The following is a 3,205-nucleotide window of genomic DNA, read 5'->3' as shown; positions in this document are numbered from 1 at the left end:
AACACCGCGGCTTCCGCGGCTGCGCCCGCTGCGGGAGGCCCTCCGCCCGCTGCGGGAGGCCGACGAGTTCGCCTGGTACGCGGGCGACGACCTGCCGCCCTTCCTCGCCATGGGGCGGCGCAGCGCGCTCCGCGCGGTCGAACGGCTCCGCACCAGGTAACACCACGCACACACGGGGGGAATCGAACATGAGCGACTCGGCCAGCGACGTCGTCATCGCCGGCGCCGGGCCCTACGGCCTGTCGACGGCGGCCTACCTGCAGAATCTCGGGCTGGACGTCCGGGTCATCGGCGAGCCGATGCGGTTCTGGGACGCGAACATGCCGCTCGGCATGTACCTCAAGTCCGAGCCGTTCGCCTCCAACCTCGGGGCGCCGCAGGCGGGCCTGCGGTTCACCGACCGCCACCCGGGCTGGCGGATCGGGCAGCCGATCCCGCTGGAGACGTTCGTGGAGTACGGGCGCTGGTTCGCCGCCGAGGCCGTCCCGGGCACCGAGGACGCGCAGGTCGTGAAGGTCGAGCAGGGCATCGCGGGCGGCTACCTCGTCACGCTGTCGACGGGCGAGGCTATCGCGGCGCGCGCGGTCGTCGTCGCGGTCGGCGTCGGGCCGTTCGCGCACATCCCGGAGCAGCTGGCGGGCATGCCGTCGTGGCTCGTCTCGCACAGCAGCGCCCACAGCGACCTCGGCCTGTTCGCGGGCAAGGAGGTCGCGGTCGTCGGCGCCGGGCAGTCCGCGCTGGAGACGGCGGTGCTGCTGGCCGACGCGGGGGCGCGGCCGCACCTGATCGCCCGGCGGCGCGTCCTGGACTGGAACACCGTCCCCGAGGAGCGCCGGTCGCCGCGCACCCTGCTGCGGGAGGGGCCGAGGTCCGGGCTCGGCACCGGCTACCGGACGTGGCTGTGGGCGGAGCGGCCCGGGCTCGTCCGGTACCTGCCGGAGCGGACCCGGCGGCGGATCGTCCGCGAGACGCTCCCGCCGGCGGGCTCCTGGTGGCTGCGCGACCGGCTGGACGAGCGGATCCGCGTCTCGACGGGCCGCCTGCTCGCCAAGGCCGTCGAGCAGGACGACGGCGTCGCCCTCACCACCACCGACCACGAGGGGCGCCGCCTCGTCACGGAGGTCGAGCACGTCATCGCCGCGACCGGGTTCGTCCCCGACGTCGAGCGGCTCACCCTGCTCGCTCCCGAGCTGCGCGACCGGATCACGACCCGGCTCGGCGCGCCGGTGCTCAGCCGCGACTTCGAGGCGTCCGCGCCCGGCCTCTACTTCGCCGGGCTCGCCGCCGCCCCCACCTTCGGGCCGGTCATGCGGTTCGTGCACGGCGCCGACTTCGCCGCCCGGCGGATCGCGCACCACATCGTCCGGCGGACGCCGCGCGTGCGGGTGCCGGCGAGCCGACGGTCCGCCTTCCTGGAGCCGGGAACCTCCTCCCAGAGGTGAAGGATCCTCCTCCGAGCCGGCGGTGCGCCCCAGGGCGCCCGCCGGCTCCCGGCTCTCCGGGACCGGCCGCTCGTCACACCCAGGGCGGCCGGGCCCGGCGGCGCGCGCGCTCGGCCTTGGCGACGGCCACGGACCACTGCAGGCGCGAGTAGAGCGTCCACGCGCCGCGCCGGCCGCGCGCGGGCGCCGCGTCCTGAGCGGTGGAAACGGCGGAGAGCATGATCAGATCGGCGTCGGCGCGGGTGACGAACCGGCGGGTCTCGCGCCGGGGGCGCTGGGTGCGCGCGGGCAGCAGGCGCGCCATCGCGGACGAGGGATCGATCATCGCAGGCTCCTCGCTGGACGGCCGGAAGTGACCGCCCGCTCACTGAATGTAGCGCACCGATACCGTCCACCATGCTTCCCCCGGACGCCAGGCATGGGGGCGGTGCCTGACGGTCCCGCAAGGGCATCGAGGCCCCGAAGAAAGCCGTGCGTCCCGACAAAAAGAAAGAGCCTGGCAAAAAGGGCGACAGGTGCCGGGAAACCGGCCGAGATAAAAGCCGGATTAATGCAACGGTAAATGATGGGGAGACACGGCGGGAGACCGGGCAATGGCTCCTTGATCGGTTCCGTCGCGGTGCTACGTTCATGCCGTCCGGAACGACCGGGACCCGAAAACGGCCTGGCCACGGCCACGACGACGAGAGGAAGCGGCTGTGCACACCGAACCGATCCAGCGCGAGGCGAAGCGCCCGCAGGGTCGGCCGCGGCACGCCCTCCTCTCCGTTCTGGTCCGCCTGGTCGCCGTCGCGGGCTTCGCGTTCGCGGGATGGCTCACGCTCTCCGCGCTGACCCACTCCGCCTTCGCCGCCGAGCGGGCCGCACGTCCCGCCGCCGGCCCGGACGACCACGGTCTCCTCGACCAGACCCCGCGCGTCGCCAACCTGGACGGCGCGGCGGCCATCCGCGACCTCACCGCCGGCCACGACTCCCAGGCCCGCAACGGCCAGGCCGGTCAGGCCCGGCACGAGGGGCAGATCCGCCACAACGGCGGCCGCGCCACCCGCGGCGGCCAGGTCGGTCACGCCGGTCAGGCCGCTCAGGGCGGTCAGGTCCGTCGAGGCGGGCTGGTCCGCAACGGCGGGCAGGGGCGTCACGACCGGCATGCCGGGTCTTCGGTCAGCGGTGTGTCGGAATCCCTCTCCGAGACCGTTTCGGACTCCGCTCCTCGCGTGGGCCCTGGTCCTGGGCTCGGCCCTGTTTCCGGAGCTGTCCCGGGGGGTGTGCGGGAGATCAGGGAGCACCCCGTCCGGTACCTGCGGGCACGGCAGCAGGATGTGCTCGACGGCAAGGACCGGACCGTCCGCCAGGTGCGTGACGTGGCCGAGGAGGCCGGTGTGCCGCGCGTGCGCCTGTCCGACCTCCTTCAGGAGCGTCCTGTCATCGGGGGGCTCGTCCACCGGGTGACGGACCAGCAGCCGCTGCTGCAGGACGGCGCGACGGCCGCGGTCCAGCAGGCGCCGAAGGCGCAGCCCGGCGTCGACCGGGCCCGGGACGAGGCGGCACCCGCCGCCGAGTCGCACGCCAGGTCCCACGCCAGGTCCGCAGCCGTCCCGGTCGCGGCGAGCGCGCGCGAGCCGGCGCACGAGAGCGCCGAGCCTTGCACGGGCTGCAGCGGCGACCGCCGCACTCCCTCGCCCGGTCCCGCGCTGCCGATTCGGCGTCGGTGAGGACCATGCGGGAGAGGCCGTCGATGTCGCGGTCGCTCTCCTGCTCCACGT

The 3,205-nt window shown here is 74.5% G+C and carries 3 protein-coding genes; 2 read left to right on the top strand and 1 reads right to left on the bottom strand.

Annotation, left to right across the window (positions count from 1 at the left end):
• Positions 1-188: 188 nt before the first annotated feature.
• Entirely contained in the window at positions 189-1,442 is a 1,254-nt protein-coding gene (locus AB0K37_RS36285; protein ID WP_363989076.1) for an NAD(P)-binding domain-containing protein, read from the top strand.
• Positions 1,443-1,515: 73 nt separating this feature from the next.
• Here AB0K37_RS36285 and AB0K37_RS36280 read toward each other — a convergent pair whose 3' ends face one another.
• Positions 1,516-1,767, bottom strand: coding sequence for a hypothetical protein (locus AB0K37_RS36280; protein WP_363989073.1), 252 nt, complete (start codon positions 1,765-1,767; stop codon positions 1,516-1,518).
• A gap of 373 nt (positions 1,768-2,140) precedes the next feature.
• Here AB0K37_RS36280 and AB0K37_RS36275 point away from each other — a divergent pair, with 373 nt between their 5' ends.
• Positions 2,141-3,154, top strand: coding sequence for a hypothetical protein (locus tag AB0K37_RS36275; protein WP_363989071.1), 1,014 nt, complete (start codon positions 2,141-2,143; stop codon positions 3,152-3,154).
• Positions 3,155-3,205: the final 51 nt, after the last annotated feature.

Source organism: Actinomadura sp. NPDC049753 (genome assembly GCF_040674655.1).
Taxonomy (GTDB): Bacteria; Actinomycetota; Actinomycetes; order Streptosporangiales; family Streptosporangiaceae; genus Spirillospora; species Spirillospora verrucosospora.
The sequence above is the reverse complement of the archived record's forward strand: the minus strand, read 5'-3'. Positions and strand labels throughout refer to the sequence as shown.

Bases quoted from the DNA above. Each gene is read 5' to 3' on its own strand.
- AB0K37_RS36280 (WP_363989073.1), bottom strand. From the start codon at position 1,767: ATGATCGATCCCTCGTCCGCGATGGCGCGCCTGCTGCCCGCGCGCACC.
- AB0K37_RS36285 (WP_363989076.1), top strand. From the start codon at position 189: ATGAGCGACTCGGCCAGCGACGTCGTCATCGCCGGCGCCGGGCCCTAC.